Below are 18,254 nucleotides of genomic sequence, written 5' to 3' on the forward strand. Positions count from 1 at the left end.
GCCGGCTTTTTCAGAAATGTGGACTAAAGCCAGTCCCGTAAGATGGGAATGAGTGGCACGTCTGCGGCGGGCATTGGGAAATCCCGCAATTGATTTGCATGAACCCACTTTAGCGTCTGCCCTTCCTGTGGGGTTGGCGTGCCTTCCCATTTGCGACAAGCGAAGAGCGGCATGAGTAGGTGAAAACCTTCATACTGGTGGCTGGCAAACGTAAGAGGGGCGAGGCAGGATTGCCAAGTATCAATACCGAGCTCTTCCTGTAGCTCACGTATCAAGGCGACTTCTGGTGTTTCACCAGACTCAACCTTCCCACCTGGAAATTCCCATAGGCCAGCCATGGATTTTCCCTCGGGCCGCTGGGCAAGCAAGACCCGACCATCCACATCAATAAGCGCGACGGCTGACACGAGCACAGTTTTCATCAGCAGTTCTTTCTTTGGCGATTCAGGAACGATAGTCCGCGTTTATCGAAATATATCCATGAGTTAGATCACAGGTCCAGATCGTTCCGATCCCACCGGCAAGGCCAAGATCAACTCCGATCACCAGTGACTGGTTCTTCATATAGGCAGCGCCAGCGTCTTCGGTGTAATCGGGCGATACCCAGCCATTTTCAGCAACCGTGATATCCCCGAAGCGAATTGTGAGCCGGTCTCGATCGGCTTGGGCACCAGACTTGCCTACAGCCATGACAATGCGCCCCCAATTCGGATCTTCGCCCGCAATCGCTGTCTTAACGAGCGGCGAATTAGCAATCGCGAGGCCAACTTTGTGGGCATCTTCATTCGATGCCGCACCGGTAACACGCACTTCGACAAATTTGGTTGCACCTTCGCCGTCGCGAACAACTTGATGTGCGAGGTCCAGCATCACGCTATGGAGCGCTTGGGTAAAACCCGCGCTTTCTGTGACATCAACACCTGATGCACCCGTCGCAGCAATCATGAGGCTGTCGGATGTTGACGTGTCGCTGTCGACCGTAATGCAATTGAACGTTTGATCTGTCAGCGCACCAAGCAACGCCTGAAGCGCTGGTTGCTCGATTTTGGCATCTGTAAAAATATAGACCAGCATCGTCGCCATATCGGGCGCGATCATTCCTGACCCCTTGGCAATGCCAGAAATGGTCACCGGTTTGCCATTGATGTTGACCGTTGCAGATGCCCCTTTGGGGAATGTGTCAGTGGTCATGATGGCGTTGGCCGCTTGTTCTATGCCTTCGGGAGAAAGTGTCGAAGACAAGTTCGCCATCGTGCCGATGATGTTGTCGTGGGGTAGTCTCTCGCCAATGACCCCCGTAGAAGCCGTAAAGATACGCTCTTTTGGCAGGTCGAGTGCCTCAGCAAGTGCACCACAGATTTGCGTGACGGACCCTTCGCCTGCTGATCCAGTAAAAGCATTCGCGTTACCAGAATTGACAAGAATGCCCGCGCCGTTCGATTGATCTCTGCCAAGTTTAGCCTGACAATCTAGAACGGGAGCCGAACGGGTAGCGGAGCGCGTAAACACACCCGCCACCGAAGTTCCTGGCTGCAAGACCGCCAACATAACGTCGTTGCGGTCTTGGTATTTCACCCCCGCCGAGGCAGAGGCAAACCGAACGCCATCAACGATGGGTAAGTCAGGAAAGCAGTCTGGGGCTAGGGGTGAAACTGTCATGATTAGTCCTCAAGAAGGTCTATGTTCTGGATCATCGACGCATCAAACTGACCTTCTTCCGGCAGCGTGATGTCCGCTGCTTCGGTCAATTCGGTAAGTCGAGCGTTCAATGCTTCCTGCTGGATCTGTGTTGTCAGTTCACCGCGCAGATCATCGAGTGCCGGCAAAGGTTGGGTCCGTGTCTCGTTGAGAGTTACGACATGCCAGCCGAATTGCGTTTGCACAGGAGCGGACACTTCGCCGACTTCCAAGCCGACAACAGCAGCTTCGAATTCAGGAACCATCATCCCAGCGCCGAACCAACCCAATTCGCCGCCAGACGGGCCGGACGGACCGGTTGAACGTTCCATAGCGGTTTCAGCAAAGTCGGTTCCATCGTCGATCATAGCTTTGATTTCGGTCGCTTCCTCTTCGGTTTCTACCAGAATGTGGGAAGCGTTGAATTCTTGCTCCGGCTCGACGCCTTCAAACCGAGCATCATATGCTGCTTGAAGATCTGCATCGGTAATCGGCATTTCGGACAGTGCATTGACCACCTCACCAGCGCGCAGTGAACGCGTTTCGTTGGACAGAGCGATCGCTACGCGTTTTGGCTCCACTTCGAGGGTATCTGCTAGAAGTTGCTGATTTACCAATTGCTCAACTAAGCCATCAAAGATCACTTCGTCGGGCAGTTGTTGGTATTGTTCCGGCAGCTGAGCGCGCAACATGATCAGTTGACCAAGCGTGATGTCAGACCCGTCAACAGAGGCAATAACCGTCTCAGCGGTCATTTCTGAGTGGGAGTCTGCAAGCGCGACACTGGATGAGATGGCGAAAATAGCTGCGGAAGCAAGCAAATTGGTGCGAAATAGCATGTTAACAGTTCCTTGATGAGCCGCGTTGCGTCGCGGCGTTGACACCTTAATGACGGCCCCTTACATCCCCATAAGGTCCTTTGGAGGCCGGTCTTGGCCCTGTTTCTAGGGGTCGTGCGCGACAGGCACAACCAACCTCCTCACACATTGATGTCAGAGACGCCAAAATTGGCGCGCGGAGAGAATATGCTCGGTCTTGGAACACTTTCGAAGAAGGTATTCGGCACGCCGAATGATCGCAAGGTAAAGGCCACGCGCCCCTTGATTGAAAAGATCAACGCACTCGAGCCGGAATTCGAAGCGCTCAGCGATGACGGTATTAAAGCAAAGACCGAAGAAATGGCGAAACGCGCTAAAGATGGTGAATCTTTAGATGCCCTCCTGCCGGAAGCATTCGCCAACTGTCGTGAGGCAGCTAAACGTGCGCTGGGGCTGAGGGCATTCGATACTCAGCTCATGGGCGGCATTTTCCTGCATCAGGGCAACATCTCTGAAATGAAGACAGGCGAAGGCAAAACCCTTGTGGCCACCTTCCCAGCTTATTTGAACGCGCTAACCGGCAAAGGCGTCCATGTTGTAACGGTAAATGATTACCTCGCCAAACGCGACGCGGAATGGATGGCACAGGTCTATACCGCATTGGGCCTGACGACTGGTGTTGTTTACCCTCAGCAGCCTGAAGAAGAGAAACACGCGGCTTACCGTTGCGACGTGACCTATGCGACTAACAATGAGCTCGGTTTCGATTATTTGCGCGATAATATGAAATCCGAACTGTCCCAGATGAACCAACGTGACCATAACTATGCGATCGTGGATGAGGTAGATTCGATCCTCGTGGATGAGGCGCGTACGCCTCTCATCATTTCTGGACCCGCACAAGACCGGACAGATATGTACCTCGCGGTTGATAGGTTGATTCCTGAAATACAGGACGAACATTTCACGTTAGATGAAAAGACCCGTAACGTGAATTACACCGATGAGGGGAACGAATTCCTCGAGGTGCGTTTGGTGACTGCAGGTATTTTGCCAGAAGACCAGTCTTTGTATGATCCCGAAAGCACCACAATCGTTCACCACGTAAACCAAGGTCTGCGAGCGCATAAGCTGTTCGTAAAAGACAAAGACTACATTGTGCGTGACGGTGAAGTTGTCCTGATTGACGAATTCACTGGCCGCATGATGTCCGGCCGTCGTTTGTCAGACGGCCTACACCAAGCGATTGAGGCGAAAGAGGGCTGCAAGATCATGCCTGAGAACGTCACGCTCGCGTCTGTGACGTTTCAGAACTACTTCCGTCTGTATGACAAGCTGGGCGGCATGACCGGCACGGCGCTGACCGAGGCCGACGAATTCATGGAGATTTACGGGTTGGGCGTTGTGGAAGTTCCAACAAACCGCCCCATTGCCCGCGTCGATGAACACGACCAAGTGTATCGCACGGCTAAAGAGAAATTTGATGGCGTTGTCACTGCAATCAAAGAAGCGAACGAAAAGGGTCAACCGACATTGGTCGGGACAACTTCTATCGAAAAGTCAGAAGTCCTGAGCCAGCTTTTGGCAGCGGCAGGGATTCAACACAACGTACTGAACGCGCGCCAGCACGAACAAGAAGCCCAGATTGTTGCCGATGCGGGTAAACTTGGCGCTGTTACAATCGCCACTAACATGGCTGGCCGCGGGACGGACATTAAACTTGGCGGCAACGTTGAGTTTAAGATTATGGAAGCGATTGCCGCCGATCCAGAAGGCGATCACGAAGCGCTTCGGGCGCAGATCGAAGAAGCCCACAAAGCAGACGAGCAAGCGGTCAAAGATGCTGGTGGTCTCTATGTTCTAGCAACTGAACGTCACGAATCCCGACGTATTGATAACCAGCTGCGTGGACGTTCTGGCCGTCAGGGAGACCCTGGCCGGTCGTCCTTCTTCTTGTCATTAGAAGACGATCTGATGCGCATTTTCGGATCCGAACGGTTGGACAAAGTGCTGTCTTCGCTTGGCATGAAAGAAGGCGAAGCGATCGTGCACCCATGGGTGAACAAGTCACTTGAGCGCGCACAAGCCAAGGTCGAGGGGCGCAACTTTGACATTCGTAAACAGCTTCTGAAGTTCGATGACGTTATGAACGATCAGCGTAAGGTGATCTTTAGCCAGCGCCGCGAAATCATGGAAGCCGAAGACCTGTCTGAAATTGCAGCGGATATGCGCAGCCAAGTCATCGATGATCTTGTAGACGCACATATTCCAGCCAAAAGCTATGCGGACCAATGGGACACTGAGGGGCTCTATGCGCAAGTTATTGCACATCTAGGGATTGATGTGCCGGTCATCGAGTGGGCGCAAGAAGAAGGTGTGGATGATGATGAAATCCGTGAACGCCTCGAAAAAGCAGCAGATGCGCATATGGCCGAAAAGGCAGCGGCGTTTGGCCCAGAGGTTATTCGCAACATTGAAAAACAGATCTTGTTGCAAACGATTGACGCAAAGTGGCGTGAGCATTTGTTGACGCTTGAACACCTTCGTTCAGTTGTTGGTTTCCGCGGGTATGCCCAGCGTGATCCTCTCAATGAATACAAAACAGAATCGTTCCAGTTGTTCGAAAGTCTCTTGGATGGGCTTCGTTCGGATGTAACCCAGAAGTTGGGTCAAATTCGTCCGATGACCGAAGAAGAACAAAAAGCGATGGTCGCACAAGCGATGGAGAATCAGCGTCAACAACAAGGCGCCTCCGCCCCGGCTGCTGCTGTGGCTGGAACTGCGTCTAACGCAGCTGCAAAACCGGGCTTTGATGAGGCTGATAAATCCACGTGGGGCAATCCTGGCCGAAATGATGATTGCCCATGTGGTTCGGGTAAGAAATTCAAGCATTGCCACGGCCGGCCAACTTAAAAGTTTTTCCAAAAGACGTCTTTTCGCCTCATTGCAGGCGGAAAGTTTCCTTGCACCCGCCCTTCTAAGGACATTTCGGTAAAGCAATTTCTGCTCTGACCCTATCTGGGGAAGGAGTGATGAAATGGCGAATATCAAACAAATCGGCATGGCGGCTGGCACGTTCAGTGTAGCTTTGGGTATAGGCTTTGTTATGCAGAATGGTGACGCGTTAGCGAGCCGTTTTGGTGCGGAGACCGAACACCAGGTTGCTCCGTTTGCCGACTCAGGCGCACCCTCAGAAGAGCTTGCCGCAGACGTGACCGCGGTAACTCCCGACGAAGCGCCAATCGAAACAACACAAGCCGGCGTATTGGCAATTCAAACGCCGAGCATTGAAGAACCAAGTGATGCAGCTCGTGCCGCTGTTATTCTTCCGGAGGCAGCAAAAGTACCTGCGCGGCAAGATTCGCCCGTACAACTCGCTACCCTCGATGCAAACGATGCCATTGAAATTGAAACTGACAAGATTTCAGAAATCGAAATGAGCTGTGCACCTGAGATGACTGCAACGGCATCTTTCGCGGCCTCAGTCGCAGTGTCGGTGATCGCGCCTTGCTACACTGAGACAGCATTTACTATTCACCACCAAGGAATGATGTTTACAGCTGTCACTGATGTCGATGGCGTAGCAGATCTTTCCGTGCCTGCGTTGGCCGAAGTTGCGGTCGTTATTGCAGCATTCGGTGATGGCGAAGGGTCCGTAGCAACCACGGTCATTCCTGATTTTGCGTCTTATGACCGAGCTGTACTTCAATGGCAGGGCGATACCTCTGTCATGCTAAGTGCCTACGAAGGCGGAGCGGATTTTGGTGACACGGGCCATATTCACGTTGGTAATCCTGGTGATCTATCACGTGTAAGCAATGCCGAAGGGGGTTACTTGCAACGTCTTGGTAATAACGCCATCGAGAACGCCCTGATCGCAGAAGTCTACACCTTCCCGACGGGTATGATGAATGGTGAATCTGATGTAGTGCTCGTCGCAGAGGCTGAGATTACCGGTGCAAACTGTGGTCAAGAACTGAGTGCACAGAGCATCCAAATTTCTCCGACAGGTCAGCCGTCAGCGTTGGATTTACGCATGGTTATGCCAGAATGCGATGCGGTCGGTGATTTTCTGATCTTGCAAAACATGTTTGAGGACCTGACAATCGCCATGAGATGACGTGGTATAAGTTTGGTAAAACAGAAGTGACTTTGAGGTATGCGGCGGTTTTCGCCGCATATTTCGTTTGCTCCGGCACAGCTTGGGCGCAAGATGTCACATTTAAAAGTGAGACTGATGACGTTGAGGTTTCCGGCCGCTTTTTAAGCTTTGACGGCGCTTCGGCAACGATGGTCATTGACGATTCTCTCGTTAGCTTCCGGACTGAAGGTTTGATCTGTGTCGGGGAAGCCTGCCCCGACCTTGCAGAATACGTACCATCCCTAAAGATGACCGGCGCGAGCCAAATGGCAGATGTGTTGTTGCCTGCTTTGATTGACGTTTACGCGAGAGATCAAGGTTGGACCGTTCATGAGGATGTGAACGGTTTCAAGATGACGGATTCCGCGAGCAACGATGTATTTGAGGTATCTCTCTTTGTTGCCTCGCCGGATGAAGCGTTTGATACATTCATTTCCCATGACACAGATGCTCTCTTGTCCATGAGGGAGCTACGATCCACCGAGGTAGAAGCCGCATATGACGCGGGATTGGGACGCGTCACGCTTGCACGTCAGGCCAGAATTCTTGCACTGGACGCTCTTGTTCCAGTCGTATCCCCGACCTCTGATCTTCGGTTCATTTCATTGGCGGATTTGACGGCGACCTTGGCGGGCGTGTCTTCAGAGCTTGACGTCCACCTATTGTCGCAGATGGACGGGCAGCTGCAGGGCTTTGAGGACCGCTTTATGGGACCATTTGGCTTAGAAATGGCAGAACCCGACGTGGGCCATTCGGATCGAAATGAACTGACGTCAGAGATCGAGAAAGGTACTAACGGGATTTCACTACTGCCCTTTGGTGAGACAGGAAACACCCAACCACTTTCACTTTCAGGGCCCTGCGGGTTGGTTTCAGATGCCCGGTTCTTGACGATGAAGACGGAGGATTACCCACTTACGTTTCCGATGTTTCTTTATCTTCCACAGCGAACGCAACATCCTCAGATCAATCACTTTTTGGACTGGTTACGATCTCCTTCGGCGCAGCTCGTAATTCGAAGGGCCGGTTTCGTGGACCTTGCCGCCGTTGCCATTCCGCTGGCGAATCAAGGCGATAGGTTGGCGAATGCAATTACCAATGCTGGCCCCGAAGTCCCTTTGACGGAATTACAAAGGATGGTACGGCTCCTTGAGCCGAGGGTTCGGATGTCGAGCACGTTTCGTTTTGAACCAGGGTCGACCCGATTGGACGGGCAATCACGTTCCAACGTGATGCAGTTGGCACAAGCGATTCACGATGGCCGTTTCGGAGGGCGCGAATTGTTGTTCGTCGGGTTTAGTGACGGGCGTGGTCCTGCGGATGCGAATAGAGATCTTTCGTCAGCAAGGGCCGAGGCGGTTCGTCGGGACGTAGAGCGCGCCCTGGGCGGGCAGTTGCCACGCAATGTAGTTATTGGCACAGAAGCCTTCGGCGAGGCACTGCCGATGGCTTGCGATGATACGATCTGGGGTCAACAAACCAATCGTCGCGTTGAATTATGGGTTAAAGACGCGGACTAAATTAGTCCTTGGGCCTTGAAGCTCAGTTCACGGGACCTGCCGATGATAAGGTGATCGTGCAAAGTAATTCCCAACGCCATTGCAGCATCAGAAATTTGGTTGGTCATTGCGATGTCTTCGTTGGACGGCGTCGGGTCGCCAGACGGGTGGTTATGAACAAGAATAAGGGACGAAGCATTTACCTCTAATGCGCGTTTCACAACCTCTCGAGGGTAGACGGGTACATGATCCACGGTGCCGGAAGATTGTTCTTCGTCGACAATCAGGACGTTTTTGCGGTCCAAGAACAGCACGCGGAATTGTTCAGTATCGCGGTGGGCCATAACAGTGTGGCAATAGTCGAGAACGGCGTCCCATGAGCTGATGACATGACGTTGCATGACCTTGGCGCGCGCCATACGGTGGGTGACCGTTTCCATGACTTTTAGTTCCAGCGCGACGGCGGGACCGACACCCTCTACGCGTTGAAGTCGTGCAAGGGGGGCAGCCAGAACGCCGTTCAGATCGCCAAATGTTTCTATCAATTGCCGAGCGAGAGGTTTGACATCCTGGCGGGGAATAACGCGGAACAACGTCAGTTCAAGGATTTCGTAGTCCGGCATAGCAGCGGCCCCGCCGGTCAAAAAACGATGCCGTAGCCTCTTTCTGTGGTCAGCCAAGTAGGACGGTATCTTTCCTTTACTGGATGTTGGCTTAGCGGTTACGATCTCAACCTCGTCGCGATCGAGCGTGACGGGAGTCACGTCAGCTAGCGGAAGCATTGGAGATTCGGCAAAAACTGAGGGTGCATGTTTCATACCCTCAGACTGAAGCGATTCCGTTACGGATCCGTTAACTGCGCTGAGATTGCCTTGCCTGTGTTAGCTTTTCATCGAGTCCCAAAATGACTTAACGGACTTAAAGAACGTCGATGTTTGCGGATTGTTGTCACTGGCGAGGTCTTCAAATTCGCGAAGCAGTTCTTTTTGCTTGGACGTCAGGTTTACTGGTGTTTCTACAGCCATCTCAATGAACATATCACCAGCGCCGCCGCCGCGAAGGGCAGGCATGCCTTTTGATTTCAGACGCATCTGGCGACCGGATTGTGACCCTGCGGGGATCTTAACGCGGCTGCGACCACCATCGATTGTCGGTACTTCGATATCGCCGCCTAGGGCTGCGGTGGTCATGGACACGGGCACTCGGCAAAATAGGTGATTGTTCTCACGCTCAAACAGGTCGTGTTCACGCACTTCAATGAAGATATAGAGATCACCAGTTGGACCGCCACGCATACCGGCTTCGCCTTCGCCCGCGAGCCGAATGCGTGTGCCTGTTTCTACGCCAGCGGGGATGTTAACCGAGAGTGACTTTTCTTTCTCGACACGGCCAGCACCGTGGCATTCTTTGCATGGATTCTTGATGGTTTGACCCATGCCATTACAGGTCGGGCAGGTGCGTTCGACCGTAAAGAAACCTTGCTGAGCACGGACCTTACCCATGCCCGAACATGTCGGACAAGTCTGTGGCTCTGATCCGCCTTCGGCGCCAGTACCACTACAAGACCCACACGCAGAGGCCGCCGGAACCGTGATTGTTTTTTGTAGTCCGGCGTAGGCTTCTTCAAGAGTTACCCGGAGGTTGTAACGGAGGTCATTCCCACGTTGGGCGCGGGTGTGTGCACCGCCGCCACGTTGGCCTCCCATATTGCCAAACAGGTCGTCAAAAATATCAGAGAAGGCAGAACCGAAGTCGCCTTGGCCGCCCATGCCGCCAGGCCGTCCGCCACCGCCCATGCCGCCTTCGAATGCAGCATGGCCATACCGATCATAAGCGGCTTTCTTATCGGCGTCCTTCAGGACGTCGTAGGCTTCACCCACCTCTTTGAACTGGGCTTCGGCGTTTGGATTATCGGAATTCCGGTCAGGGTGAAGTTCTTTCACCTTGCCGCGATAGGCCTTTTTGATCTCGTCAGCGTTGGCGCCTTTGGCGATACCAAGCGTTTCGTAATAATCGCGTTTTGACATGACAAGGTTTCCCTTTGGGGCATGTAAGATCGGCCCCAACCCCAAAAGGGAGGGGCCGATCTACTACGTGCTGTTCTAGATTAACCGCGCTTGTCGTCGTCGAGGTCTTCGAAATCGGCATCGACGATGTCATCATCGGCTGCCGGCGCATCAGGCTCGACTTCACCTGCTTCTTCCTGTGCGGCCTTGTAGATGGCTTCGCCCAGTTTCATCGCAGCTTCGGTCACATTCTGAACGCCAGACTTGATCTTGCCAGCGTCTTCGCCTTCCAGATCATCCTTCAGCGCAGCAATCGCAAGTTCGATCGCCTCGACTGTTGTCGGGTCAACTTTGTCGGAATGCTCTTCGATCGACTTTTCTGTCGAGTGGATTAGGCTTTCCGCTTGGTTTTTCGCCTCGACAAGTTCCTTACGGTCCTTATCGGCTTCTGCGTTTTCCTCTGCGTCACGAACCATTTGTTCAATGTCGTCATCGGACAATCCGCCAGATGCCTGGATGGTGATCTTGTGCTCTTTGCCAGTGCCTTTATCAGTCGCCTGAACCGACACGATGCCGTTGGCGTCGATGTCGAACGTTACCTCAATCTGAGGCATGCCACGTGGCGCTGGTGGGATGTCTTCGAGGTTGAACTGACCGAGAATCTTGTTGTCGGCAGCCATTTCGCGTTCACCTTGGAACACGCGGATCGTTACAGCGTTCTGGTTATCTTCCGCAGTGGAAAAGATCTGCGACTTCTTTGTCGGGATCGTTGTGTTGCGGTCGATCAGACGTGTGAAAACGCCGCCGAGTGTTTCGATGCCCAAGGACAGTGGCGTCACGTCGAGAAGAACAACGTCCTTGACGTCCCCCTGCAGAACGCCGGCCTGAATGGCAGCACCCATGGCAACAACTTCATCAGGGTTAACACCCTTATGTGGTTCCTTACCAAAGAACTTGGACACTTCTTCGATGACGCGTGGCATCCGTGTCATACCACCAACAAGAACGACTTCGTCGATGTCGTTTGTTGTCAGGCCGGCATCTTTCAAAGCGGCTTGGCATGGCTTCATGGAGGCTTTGATCAGATCTGCAACGAGGCTTTCGAGCTTCGCACGAGTCAGTTTCATTGCCATGTGAAGTGGCGCGCCGTCGGATCCCATAGAGATAAACGGCTGGTTGATGTCTGTGGAGGACGCAGAGGAAAGCTCAATCTTGGCTTTCTCAGCGGCTTCTTTCAGACGCTGCAACGCCATCTTGTCTTTGGTCAGGTCAACGCCGTTGGCCTTTTTGAATTCGTCCGCAAGGTAATTAACGATGCGCATGTCAAAGTCTTCACCGCCGAGGAATGTGTCGCCGTTGGTAGACTTAACTTCGAACAGACCATCATCGATTTCGAGGATCGTTACATCGAATGTACCGCCGCCGAGGTCATAGACCGCAATGGTGTGTGTTTCTTGTTTGTCCAAGCCATACGCCAACGCAGCCGCTGTCGGCTCGTTGATGATACGCAGAACTTCGAGGCCAGCAATTTTACCGGCATCTTTTGTTGCCTGACGCTGAGCGTCGTTGAAGTAGGCAGGAACCGTGATAACGGCCTGTGTTACTTCTTCGCCAAGATAGGACTCAGCGGTTTCTTTCATTTTCTGCAGGATGACAGCAGAGATCTGAGCTGGGGAGTATTTCTCACCCTTGGCTTCGACCCATGCGTCACCGTTGCCGCCGTCGATGACAGCAAACGGCAGGTTCTTTTTGTCTTTTGCAAGATGCTTGTCGTCGTTGCGACGGCCAACAAGGCGTTTGATGCCGAAGATTGTGTTTTCTGGGTTCGTAACAGCCTGACGTTTTGCCGGCTGGCCGACGAGACGTTCGTCGTCGGTGAATGCTACGATAGAAGGAGTCGTGCGCGCGCCTTCTGCGTTTTCGATAACGCGTGGCTGCGAGCCGTCCATGATTGCGACACAGGAGTTTGTAGTCCCGAGGTCAATACCAATTACTTTTGCCATGTTTCAAATCCCTTTCAGGCGATGTGAGGCGGCACGAACCCGTTCCGGCACCCGTGCCTATGGTTTAACGTATGAATGAGAAGCCTCATTCGGATCGAAGGGTATATAGGTGTGCAAAACATGCCCTGCAAGCGGTGACAGGGCGCTGAATGCGCAAAAATGGTGATGAAATGGTTAAGTTACGTCCGACGATGGAGATAAGGGGCGTTCGAGTCTGGCAAGGACTACTCGATCGGCCTGCGCAGGACGCAATTGTTGAGGATATTCGAAAGGTCGTGGCCAAGGCTCCGTTGTTTTCCCCAATGACGCCTTACGGAAGGCCGATGACGGTGCAGATGACAAGCGCTGGACGATTTGGTTGGGTGTCGGACCGATCTGGCTATCGTTATTCCGAAACGCATCCAAAGGGCACGCCGTGGCCCGTCATACCAGATTCGATCCTAAGTGTTTGGGATGACGTTTCAGATTCGGACCGCGCCCCAGAATGTTGCTTGGTGAACCTGTATCGTGAGGCCGCAAAGATGGGGCTGCATCAAGATCGCGATGAAACGAATTTTTCATATCCAGTGGTTTCCATTTCGTTAGGGGACGAGGGGTTGTTCCGCATCGGAAATCTAACGCGTGGCGGCAAGACCGAGTCGATCTGGCTTAAGTCGGGGGATGTGGTCGCGATGGGTGGCGATGCGCGATTGGTTTATCATGGCGTCGACAAGACACGGGAGGGGTCTTCGACGTTGCTGGAGGGCGGGGGTCGGATCAATCTGACGTTGCGGGTGGTGACTTGAGCAAGTGCCGCGGTTCTCGCGCGGTTAGGGGGCGATTTGTTTCCCTTAGTCCGCTTGGATAGTACAGCAGCCCGATAGGTGGCCTAAATCTTCGGCGTTCAGCCGAATGAAATCAGCCGAAATACTGAATAATTGGTCGGACATGCCGTCAGTGCAGATCTCGCGCTCAAGCCTAAGTACCATTACGTCTTCGCCCCAAGATCCGATGACTGAGAACCGATCCTGCATGTTAGCGGACCTTGCGGAGAGACTCGGTTGCCAAGTTTCAAACCGATCACCCAAGATAGAAGATGTCATATTGCCGGTTGCCGGTTTGTCGAGGGACCAAAAGGGTTCGGTTCCGAAACAGTTGAGATGGGCTGTGGGGAGGTAACTGTAATCTTGCGAGAGGGTTAGGAACTGGGTTGATGCCCAGCCTGCCATTCCGTTGACGTTGACCTGGGCCCAGCGGCGATCCTCGGATAGTCGGATGACCTCGATTCCGGTTTGATGCGGCGCAAAAAGCCCAAGGATTTCTCCGTCAGTTGAAGGTTCCGTTCGAACATTGAGGGTGTCGTCGCTGGCCACTCCCGTGACGTCATAGAGCGCAGGAAATGTCTCTGCAAAAGAAGGTGTGGTGCCTATCAAGGCGAACAGAAGAAAGAGGAAGCGGATCATCGTGCGGCGTTCCAACTTACAGAAGCATTCTTGCGGGTATAAAACTCCAGCATGAGTCCAACCATGATCAACACAATGCTGACTTTCATCGGGTAACTGATCGAACTGTAGTGAGGATTGTAATTAATGAAAGCAAACCCGCGTGCCTGATCGATGGCGTGGAACAACGGGTTCCAATCAAACATGGCCAACATGAAACCTGGCATCGTGTTTGCTACAAACATTTTTCCAGACGCGATCATATTGGCGCGGGCATAAATCGAAGACGCGATGGACGTGAAGCCTGGAAACCATGGTTTGAGCGACGAGAAGATAATGCCGACAGCCACCCCAGAGAACCAAGCCAAAAGGACCATACCAAAAGCACCAATGGGATCATGGATGGTAATAGGGCCGAAGATAACGTGATAAAGGTAAAGGACCACGGACATCGACAGCAGCTGAATGTACAAAGAGGCAAGGGCTGAGGACGAAATAGCAACGATCGTATTCATCGGTGCGTGCTTCATCATGGCTGATGCCGGGCCTTCGGCCTTTAGGACCGCAGCCATAGCTTTCGTATGGGTTAGGAACAGGAAGATTCCTGACATGATATAGAGAAGGAAGTCACCACGGATTGCTGTGCCTTTCAGCCCTAGAACAGTGAACATGAAATAAAAGGCAGTAACGAACACGATGGTCTGCATCATGTTCATCAGGAGGCCAACAACCGCATTTCGATGATCTTTACGAACTTCGCGAACGATTGAGTGGTAGATCAAACCCAGCATGTTGAATGCGGTGCGCGAATGTGTGGTCTGGCGTCTTGCTTCAAACATGGGGTGCCTGTTTGTGATGGGTTGGAGTCTGCTCAATTAGTGGTGGCGGCTATTTGACACGTTAATCTTGCCGATCCTTTAGCATCACAGCATAAGGGTCCTATTCCCACGGATCAATTAAAACACCCGTGAAGCCCATTTTTAGAGGAACAGTGTGATGGACTTTAGTAAATTAACCGAAGTGATGCGACGTCTTTCGTTGGAAGCAGGCGACATCATTATGGAAATTTATGAATCTGATGATTTTGATGTGAAGTCCAAAAGTGACGACAGCCCTGTTACGGCCGCTGACGAAGCCGCTGACGCACATATTTCCGCTGGGTTGCGCGCGGCATTCCCTGATGTTGTTTTGGTTACCGAAGAGCAGTCCGACAGCCACACTGTCGATGCAAACACATTCCTGATTGTCGATCCGCTCGATGGTACGAAAGAGTTCATTCACCGTCGCGGTGATTTTACTGTGAATATTGCGTATGTCGAAGATGGTACGCCTCGTAGTGGTGTTGTGTACGCACCGGCCAAAGGTCGGCTCTTTTATACCAATGCGGCAGGCGAATCTGTTGAAGAAGTCGGTGAAATGGCAAAGGATTCTATTGGCACAACTGTTCCAATTTCCGTCAGTGAGCCTGACAACAAAGGCTTGATGGTCGTTGCGTCGAAGTCGCACCGTGATCAGGCGACTGATGACTACATCAACAAGTACTCCGTGAACGACATGAAGAGCGCAGGATCGTCCCTTAAGTTCTGCCTTGTTGCCACCGGAGAGGCCGACATTTATCCGCGCGTAGGTCGCACTATGGAGTGGGATACGGCTGCTGGTCATGCAGTTTTGACTGGGGCTGGTGGTCACGTTGTGCGGTTTGATGACCACACGCCGCTGACTTACGGCAAAGAGGATTTCGCTAATCCGTTCTTTATTGCCTATGCGCCTGGCGTTGAGTTGAAGTTGCCATAGTGGCTGTTCTGGTTGTTATCCCGGCTCGGTTCGCATCGACTAGATACCCAGGGAAGCCACTTGTTGAATTGCGTGGCGCAACCGGGGATAGCAAAAGCCTTATCCGCCGATCGTGGGAAGCCGCTATGGACGTCAAAGGCGTTGACCGAGTCGTGGTGGCCACTGATGATGAAAGGATCAAAGTTGCGGCCGAAGGATTTGGCGCTGAAGTAGTGATGACGTCGACAGAGTGCCAGAACGGTACTGAACGTTGCGCCGAGGCGTTGGACACACTTGGTGGCGGCTATGAGATTGTTGTTAATCTACAGGGTGATGCGCCACTAACGCCTGCTTGGTTTATCGAAGACTTGATTGCAGGCCTTGCCGCGGATCCGGTCGCAGAGGTGGCTACACCTGTTTTGCGGTGTGATGGGCGCGCTTTGAATGGCTTGCTGGAAGACCGTCGTCAGGGCCGCGTTGGCGGTACGACAGCGGTATTCGGCGCTGATCACAATGCGCTTTTCTTCTCGAAAGAAGTCATTCCATTTACGGGGAAGACCTATGAAGACAATGACGAAACCCCCGTTTTTCATCACGTTGGAGTCTACGCGTATCGCCCATCGGCATTAGCCGCTTATCCACGTTGGGCGTCAGGCCCATTGGAACATTTAGAGGGTCTCGAGCAGCTACGATTCCTTGAGAGAGGCGCACACATGTTGTGTGTCGAAGTCGAAGCCCGAGGACGACAATTTTGGGAGCTAAATAATCCTCAAGATGTGCCTAAGATTGAGGCGATGTTGACCGAGATGGGGCATTCTTGATGATTCTTTCCAAACATTCCCCCCGTAAAGTCAGGGTTTGTTCACTTTGTTGACATGTTTTTTGATGTTAATGTGTGCATAAAGTTTAAGCCTCGGTTTGAGGGGAAATGATGGATTCGATATGAAAAGACGAGTAACGAAAGCAATTTTTCCGGTAGCTGGCTTGGGCACACGATTCCTTCCTGCGACAAAGTCTGTTCCAAAGGAAATTATGACGCTCGTGGATCGCCCGTTGATCCAATATGCGATTGACGAGGCTCGCGCGGCTGGGATCAAAGAGTTTATCTTTGTAACGTCCCGCGGAAAATCGGCCCTCGAAGATTATTTCGACATGGCGCCTCACCTAGAAAGTGAGCTGCGCAAGAAAGATAAAACCGAGCTTTTGGATGTCTTGAAATCTACAAACATGGACAGCGGTGCGATTGCTTATATTCGACAGCAACGTGCACTTGGTCTGGGTCATGCGGTATGGTGTGCCCGACGCTTGGTGCACAATGAACCTTTTGCGGTTATCTTGCCTGATGACGTTATCGCGGCAGAAAAGCCTTGCCTTCAACAGATGGTCGAAGCTTACGAAGAAACCGGCGGTAGCATGGTTGCCGCGATGGAAGTGCCTGCGGACAAAGCGTCATCTTATGGTGTCATCGATATTAAAGAAGATTTCGGGTCCATGGTGTCCGTGAAAGGTTTGGTCGAAAAGCCAAAACCAGAAGAGGCTCCTTCAAACCTTGCTGTTATCGGACGCTACATTCTGTCGCCAAAGATCATGCAGAACCTTAACAAGATGAAGACCGGCTCCGGCGGGGAAGTTCAATTGACTGATGCCATCGATGCCGAACTGCAAAATGATCGCGACGTATTCGGGTTCCGTTTCAGGGGACAACGTTTTGACTGCGGCTCCAAAGCAGGCTTCTTACAAGCAACGGTTGCTTTCGGTCTTGCTCGCGAGGAACTCAAAGAAGAGTTTGGTGGTTACCTTAACGAATTGATGTCCATGCGGCAGGCAGCGCAGTAAAAGACCGTATGTTCCCATTTGACGCCACCGGTGTTTCTGGATCGATGGCGGGGGCATCTGCTGCAATCTTTGCGTATCGAATGCGTTGGAAACGGCGGCGGCTTTTGTGGAGGGCATGGAGGCGTCGACGAGAATTGTCGTTGATCGCGGGCGGTGAAATACCACGTGATGGTGTTTTGGTGTTTTCCACAATACGGAATGAAATGCTGCGGGTGGACCATTGGCTGTCGCACTATCGAAAGTTAGGCGTCGCGCATTTTCTTATTGTGGACAACGACAGTGACGACGGCACGACGGAGTTTTTAGCCCAGCAACCGGATGTGTCGGTTTGGTGCACATCTGACAGCTACAAAGCATCGCGATTTGGCGTCGATTGGCTGACCTGCTTGCAGATCAAATTTGGCGCTGGGCGCTGGTGCTTGACGGTCGATGCAGACGAATTGCTTGTCTACCCAGACAGTACAACGCGCGATCTAAATGCGCTGACAAGCCATCTAGACGTAACAGGGCGCGACTCTTTTGGTGCCCTTATGCTTGATATGTACCCCAAGGGTCCTTTGGGACAGGTGAAGTTCGAAGAAGGACAAGATCCCATTCAAGTGCTTCCTTGGTTCGATGCGGGCAATTACCGCGCAAGAATTCATCCGGTCTTTGGGAACCTGTGGATTCAGGGGGGCGTTAGGGACCGTGTATTCTTTAGTAGTCAACCGGAGAGGTCCCCGACATTGAACAAGACACCTCTGGTGAAATGGCGCCGAAGGTACGCCTATGTCACCTCCACTCACCAATTACTGCCGAGGCGGTTGAATGACGTATTCGACTTCGGACAGGGTGATCGGGTGTCTGGCGTGTTACTTCACACCAAGTTTCTGCCAAACATCGCTGAAAAATCCATCGAAGAGTTGGCCCGCGGGCAGCATTTCGAGAATAGCAACCTGTATCAACCTTACTACAACGCCCTAATCGATGATCCGGACCTTTGGACAAAAGCGTCGACCAAATATCAGGGGACAGATCAATTGGAGGCTATGGGATTGATGTCACGCGGGGCGTGGAGCTAGGCTAACTATCCTTTAGAAC

General features: G+C 52.5%; 16 protein-coding genes. 8 read left to right on the top strand and 8 right to left on the bottom strand.

Translation table 11 applies throughout. The features are described from left to right. Window positions 1-23: 23 nt before the first annotated feature. From L0666_RS13840 to L0666_RS13850, 3 genes are read right to left on the bottom strand one after another with little or no spacing between them, the layout of a single operon-like run. Window positions 24-422, bottom strand: coding sequence for a (deoxy)nucleoside triphosphate pyrophosphohydrolase (locus tag L0666_RS13840; RefSeq protein ID WP_235261977.1), 399 nt, complete (start codon window positions 420-422; stop codon window positions 24-26). Window positions 423-444: 22 nt separating this feature from the next. Next, window positions 445-1,659: a bifunctional glutamate N-acetyltransferase/amino-acid acetyltransferase ArgJ gene (gene argJ, locus L0666_RS13845; protein ID WP_235261978.1), complete on the bottom strand. Its 1,215-nt coding sequence runs from the start codon at window positions 1,657-1,659 to the stop codon at window positions 445-447. Window positions 1,660-1,661: 2 nt separating this feature from the next. Then, a complete protein-coding gene (locus tag L0666_RS13850) occupies window positions 1,662-2,516 on the bottom strand; it encodes a peptidylprolyl isomerase (protein ID WP_418887990.1) in 855 nt (284 codons plus the stop codon). Window positions 2,517-2,702: 186 nt separating this feature from the next. Between L0666_RS13850 and secA the strand changes: the two genes are divergently transcribed. The 3 genes from secA to L0666_RS13865 all read left to right on the top strand — a co-directional run bounded on the left by secA (window position 2,703) and on the right by L0666_RS13865 (window position 8,156). After that, on the top strand, window positions 2,703-5,408 hold the full coding sequence (secA, locus tag L0666_RS13855; RefSeq protein WP_235262219.1) for a preprotein translocase subunit SecA: 2,706 nt from the start codon (window positions 2,703-2,705) through the stop codon (window positions 5,406-5,408). 124 nt (window positions 5,409-5,532) lie between these two features. Further along, window positions 5,533-6,615: a hypothetical protein gene (locus L0666_RS13860; RefSeq protein ID WP_235261980.1), complete on the top strand. Its 1,083-nt coding sequence runs from the start codon at window positions 5,533-5,535 to the stop codon at window positions 6,613-6,615. After that, complete coding sequence (locus L0666_RS13865) at window positions 6,612-8,156, top strand: phosphate ABC transporter substrate-binding/OmpA family protein (RefSeq protein WP_235261981.1); 1,545 nt, start codon at window positions 6,612-6,614, stop codon at window positions 8,154-8,156. The genes L0666_RS13860 and L0666_RS13865 overlap by 4 nt, the downstream gene beginning before the upstream one ends. Here the strand turns inward: L0666_RS13865 and radC are convergent. The 3 genes from radC to dnaK all read right to left on the bottom strand — a co-directional run bounded on the left by radC (window position 8,153) and on the right by dnaK (window position 12,144). Beyond that, window positions 8,153-8,953, bottom strand: a complete 801-nt coding sequence (gene radC / locus L0666_RS13870) for a RadC family protein (RefSeq protein WP_235261982.1) — start codon at window positions 8,951-8,953, stop codon at window positions 8,153-8,155. The genes L0666_RS13865 and radC overlap by 4 nt on opposite strands. 63 nt (window positions 8,954-9,016) lie before the next feature. Beyond that, entirely contained in the window at window positions 9,017-10,162 is a 1,146-nt protein-coding gene (gene dnaJ, locus L0666_RS13875) for a molecular chaperone DnaJ (RefSeq protein WP_235261983.1), read from the bottom strand. An 80-nt stretch (window positions 10,163-10,242) separates the two neighbouring features. Continuing rightward, window positions 10,243-12,144 carry a molecular chaperone DnaK gene (dnaK, locus tag L0666_RS13880; RefSeq protein WP_235261984.1) on the bottom strand — a complete coding sequence of 634 codons (1,902 nt, stop codon included), beginning with the start codon at window positions 12,142-12,144 and terminating at the stop codon, window positions 10,243-10,245. A gap of 149 nt (window positions 12,145-12,293) precedes the next feature. Between dnaK and L0666_RS13885 the strand changes: the two genes are divergently transcribed. After that, window positions 12,294-12,929 carry an alpha-ketoglutarate-dependent dioxygenase AlkB family protein gene (locus L0666_RS13885; RefSeq protein WP_235261985.1) on the top strand — a complete coding sequence of 212 codons (636 nt, stop codon included), beginning with the start codon at window positions 12,294-12,296 and terminating at the stop codon, window positions 12,927-12,929. A 45-nt stretch (window positions 12,930-12,974) separates the two neighbouring features. Here L0666_RS13885 and L0666_RS13890 read toward each other — a convergent pair whose 3' ends face one another. Both L0666_RS13890 and L0666_RS13895 read right to left on the bottom strand, forming a co-directional pair. Next, entirely contained in the window at window positions 12,975-13,586 is a 612-nt protein-coding gene (locus L0666_RS13890; protein ID WP_235261986.1) for an SH3 domain-containing protein, read from the bottom strand. After that, complete coding sequence (locus L0666_RS13895) at window positions 13,583-14,404, bottom strand: ABC transporter permease (protein ID WP_235261987.1); 822 nt, start codon at window positions 14,402-14,404, stop codon at window positions 13,583-13,585. Before L0666_RS13895 ends, L0666_RS13890 begins: the two co-directional genes overlap by 4 nt. A gap of 157 nt (window positions 14,405-14,561) precedes the next feature. Here L0666_RS13895 and cysQ point away from each other — a divergent pair, with 157 nt between their 5' ends. The 4 genes from cysQ (at window position 14,562) to L0666_RS13915 (ending at window position 18,235) form a co-directional block, all read left to right on the top strand. Continuing rightward, a complete protein-coding gene (gene cysQ, locus L0666_RS13900; protein WP_235261988.1) occupies window positions 14,562-15,359 on the top strand; it encodes a 3'(2'),5'-bisphosphate nucleotidase CysQ in 798 nt (265 codons plus the stop codon). After that, window positions 15,359-16,159: a 3-deoxy-manno-octulosonate cytidylyltransferase gene (locus L0666_RS13905; RefSeq protein WP_235261989.1), complete on the top strand. Its 801-nt coding sequence runs from the start codon at window positions 15,359-15,361 to the stop codon at window positions 16,157-16,159. Before cysQ ends, L0666_RS13905 begins: the two co-directional genes overlap by 1 nt. A 121-nt stretch (window positions 16,160-16,280) precedes the next feature. Continuing rightward, entirely contained in the window at window positions 16,281-17,174 is an 894-nt protein-coding gene (galU, locus tag L0666_RS13910; RefSeq protein WP_235261990.1) for a UTP--glucose-1-phosphate uridylyltransferase GalU, read from the top strand. Between the two features lie 8 nt (window positions 17,175-17,182). Then, window positions 17,183-18,235, top strand: a complete 1,053-nt coding sequence (locus tag L0666_RS13915; protein WP_418887991.1) for a glycosyltransferase family 2 protein — start codon at window positions 17,183-17,185, stop codon at window positions 18,233-18,235. Window positions 18,236-18,254 lie beyond the last annotated feature (19 nt).

It is taken from the genome of Octadecabacter algicola, assembly GCF_021532625.1.
Classification (GTDB): Bacteria; Pseudomonadota; Alphaproteobacteria; order Rhodobacterales; family Rhodobacteraceae; genus Octadecabacter; species Octadecabacter algicola.

Bases quoted from the DNA above. Each gene is read 5' to 3' on its own strand.
- L0666_RS13850 (WP_418887990.1), bottom strand. From the start codon at position 2,516: ATGCTATTTCGCACCAATTTGCTTGCTTCCGCAGCTATTTTCGCCATC.
- galU (WP_235261990.1), top strand. From the start codon at position 16,281: ATGAAAAGACGAGTAACGAAAGCAATTTTTCCGGTAGCTGGCTTGGGC.
- L0666_RS13885 (WP_235261985.1), top strand. From the start codon at position 12,294: ATGCGCAAAAATGGTGATGAAATGGTTAAGTTACGTCCGACGATGGAG.
- L0666_RS13860 (WP_235261980.1), top strand. From the start codon at position 5,533: ATGGCGAATATCAAACAAATCGGCATGGCGGCTGGCACGTTCAGTGTA.
- L0666_RS13865 (WP_235261981.1), top strand. From the start codon at position 6,612: ATGACGTGGTATAAGTTTGGTAAAACAGAAGTGACTTTGAGGTATGCG.
- L0666_RS13890 (WP_235261986.1), bottom strand. From the start codon at position 13,586: ATGATCCGCTTCCTCTTTCTTCTGTTCGCCTTGATAGGCACCACACCT.
- dnaJ (WP_235261983.1), bottom strand. From the start codon at position 10,162: ATGTCAAAACGCGATTATTACGAAACGCTTGGTATCGCCAAAGGCGCC.
- cysQ (WP_235261988.1), top strand. From the start codon at position 14,562: ATGGACTTTAGTAAATTAACCGAAGTGATGCGACGTCTTTCGTTGGAA.
- dnaK (WP_235261984.1), bottom strand. From the start codon at position 12,144: ATGGCAAAAGTAATTGGTATTGACCTCGGGACTACAAACTCCTGTGTC.
- argJ (WP_235261978.1), bottom strand. From the start codon at position 1,659: ATGACAGTTTCACCCCTAGCCCCAGACTGCTTTCCTGACTTACCCATC.
- L0666_RS13840 (WP_235261977.1), bottom strand. From the start codon at position 422: ATGAAAACTGTGCTCGTGTCAGCCGTCGCGCTTATTGATGTGGATGGT.
- secA (WP_235262219.1), top strand. From the start codon at position 2,703: ATGCTCGGTCTTGGAACACTTTCGAAGAAGGTATTCGGCACGCCGAAT.
- L0666_RS13915 (WP_418887991.1), top strand. From the start codon at position 17,183: ATGTTCCCATTTGACGCCACCGGTGTTTCTGGATCGATGGCGGGGGCA.
- radC (WP_235261982.1), bottom strand. From the start codon at position 8,953: ATGAAACATGCACCCTCAGTTTTTGCCGAATCTCCAATGCTTCCGCTA.
- L0666_RS13895 (WP_235261987.1), bottom strand. From the start codon at position 14,404: ATGTTTGAAGCAAGACGCCAGACCACACATTCGCGCACCGCATTCAAC.